The 1,811-nt window shown below is 72.4% G+C and carries 2 protein-coding genes and 1 pseudogene; 2 read left to right on the forward strand and 1 reads right to left on the reverse strand.

Features of this window, described 5'->3' with window-relative positions:
* A pseudogene (locus tag AB0J68_RS31820) lies at nucleotides 1-200 on the forward strand (ErmE/ErmH/ErmO/ErmR family 23S rRNA (adenine(2058)-N(6))-methyltransferase); the annotation flags it as partial.
* Nucleotides 201-208: 8 nt separating this feature from the next.
* Here the strand turns inward: AB0J68_RS31820 and AB0J68_RS31825 are convergent.
* The gene (locus AB0J68_RS31825; RefSeq protein WP_234585931.1) at nucleotides 209-400 is read right to left on the reverse strand and encodes a DUF2795 domain-containing protein; all 192 of its coding nucleotides are present in this window, start codon (nucleotides 398-400) and stop codon (nucleotides 209-211) included.
* 101 nt (nucleotides 401-501) lie between these two features.
* Here AB0J68_RS31825 and AB0J68_RS31830 point away from each other — a divergent pair, with 101 nt between their 5' ends.
* Nucleotides 502-1,743: an erythromycin esterase family protein gene (locus tag AB0J68_RS31830; protein WP_363942550.1), complete on the forward strand. Its 1,242-nt coding sequence runs from the start codon at nucleotides 502-504 to the stop codon at nucleotides 1,741-1,743.
* Nucleotides 1,744-1,811: the final 68 nt, after the last annotated feature.

Here is a 1,811-nt window from a genome sequence, read left to right on the forward strand (position 1 = left end):
CTCTGCCGGCGTACCGAAGGCTCGTGGGGTGGGGTTTCGAGGGCGTCGGCGGCTCGCTCGCCGCGACCCTGCGCCGGCACCACCCGCCGGCCCGGGTCGCGGCCGCCCTGCGCGCGACGCGGATCGCGTCGGACACCCCCGTGGGGTACGTCTGGCCGGAGCAGTGGCTGGTGCTGTTCCGGCTGCTGCACGCGCGGTGACCGGCCGGTCAGGCGAGGGTGGTCAGCGCCTCGCTCAGCTCGGCCGGCGACTCGAACTGTTCGGCCGGCAACGCCTGCAACATCTGCAACATGGCCGTGCTGGCCCCGTTCTCCTGCCCCCAGCGGACGAGGTCCTCGCGGGAGACCGGGTAGTCGAGCCCGGCCAGGTACTCCTGCAACTGCACGCCGGTGACGGTCATGCCGGTCGGCTACCCGCTCGCCGCTCCCGTACACGCTCACGGCGTGTCGGTGGGGCGACGCGCCGACGGTTTGCCGGCGCGACCGCCGGGTAGCCGCTGCCATGCTGGTTCAGCGGCTCGGCGCGCCGAGCGACTTCGACCCATTGCTGGAGCGCGTCCGGGACGCCCGGGTGGTGATGATCGGCGAGTCCACCCACGGCAGCTACGACTACTACCGGCTGCGCGAGCAGCTCACCCGTCGGCTGATCGCGGAGTGCGGCTTCTCGTTCGTGGCCGTGGAGGGCGACTGGCCGGACTGCGACCGGGTGCACCGCTCGGTCACCGCCGCGCCGGGCGGGGCCCACGATCCACAGTTGGCGCTGGAGGGCTTCGAGCGGTGGCCGACCTGGATGTGGGCGAACGCCGAGGTGGCGCGCTTCTGCCGCTGGCTGCGAGCGTGGAACCTGGAGCGGCCGGAGGACGGGCGGGCGGGCTTCCACGGGCTCGACGTCTACAGCCTCTGGGAGTCGATGCAGGCGATCTTCGACTACCTGGGGGAGGAGGACCCGACCTCGTTGGAGGCGGCGCAGGACGCGTACCGGTGCTTCGAGCCGTACGGCAAGCGGGTCGAGGAGTACGGCGCGGCCAGCCGCTTCGTCTCGGCCCGCTGCGAGGAGGAGGTCGTCCGGCTGCTGGCGCGTACCCGGGAACAGGCCATGTCGGACGGCCCGGACCGCTTCTCGGCCTGGCAGAACGCGGAGGTGGTGGCCGGCGCGGAGCGTTACTACCGGGCGATGGTGGCCGGCGGCCCGGACTCGTGGAACATCCGTGACACCCACATGCAGGACACCCTGGACCGGCTGCTGCAACGCTACGGCCCGGACGCCCGCGGGATCGTCTGGGCGCACAACACGCACGTGGGCGACGCGCGGGCCACCGACATGGCCGCGGACGGCATGGTCAACATTGGTCAGTTGGCCCGCGAGCGGCACGGCGACGACGCGGTGGCGTTGGTCGGGTTCGGCACCTACCGGGGCACGGTGATCGCCGCTCCCCGGTGGGGTTCGCCCGCCGAGGCGATGGTGGTGCCGCCGGCGCGGGAGGGTTCGGTGGAGCGGCGGTTGCACGAGCTGATGCCGGAGCGGGCGGTGCTCGTCTTCGGCGGCGACGACCAGCCGGGCTGGGTCACCGAACCCGTGGATCACCGGGCGATCGGGGTGGTCTACGACCCGTCCTTCGAGTCCTGGGGCAACTACGTGCCGACCCGGCTGGGCGAACGCTACGACGCCTTCATCTGGTGCGACGAGACGACTGCCCTGCACCCGCTGGCGGTCCCCGCCGTGCCCGGTGAGATGGAGACGTAGCGTTCGCCCAGCCGGGTCGGCACGTAGTTGCCCCAGGACTCGAAGGACGGGTCGTAGACCACCCCGAT

Source organism: Micromonospora sp. NPDC049580 (genome assembly GCF_040675595.1).
Taxonomy (GTDB): domain Bacteria; phylum Actinomycetota; class Actinomycetes; order Mycobacteriales; family Micromonosporaceae; genus Micromonospora.

What these genes read in the sequence shown, in the direction of transcription:
- AB0J68_RS31825 (WP_234585931.1), bottom strand. Translation starts at nt 400, where the DNA reads ATGACCGTCACCGGCGTGCAGTTGCAGGAGTACCTGGCCGGGCTCGAC.
- AB0J68_RS31830 (WP_363942550.1), top strand. Translation starts at nt 502, where the DNA reads ATGCTGGTTCAGCGGCTCGGCGCGCCGAGCGACTTCGACCCATTGCTG.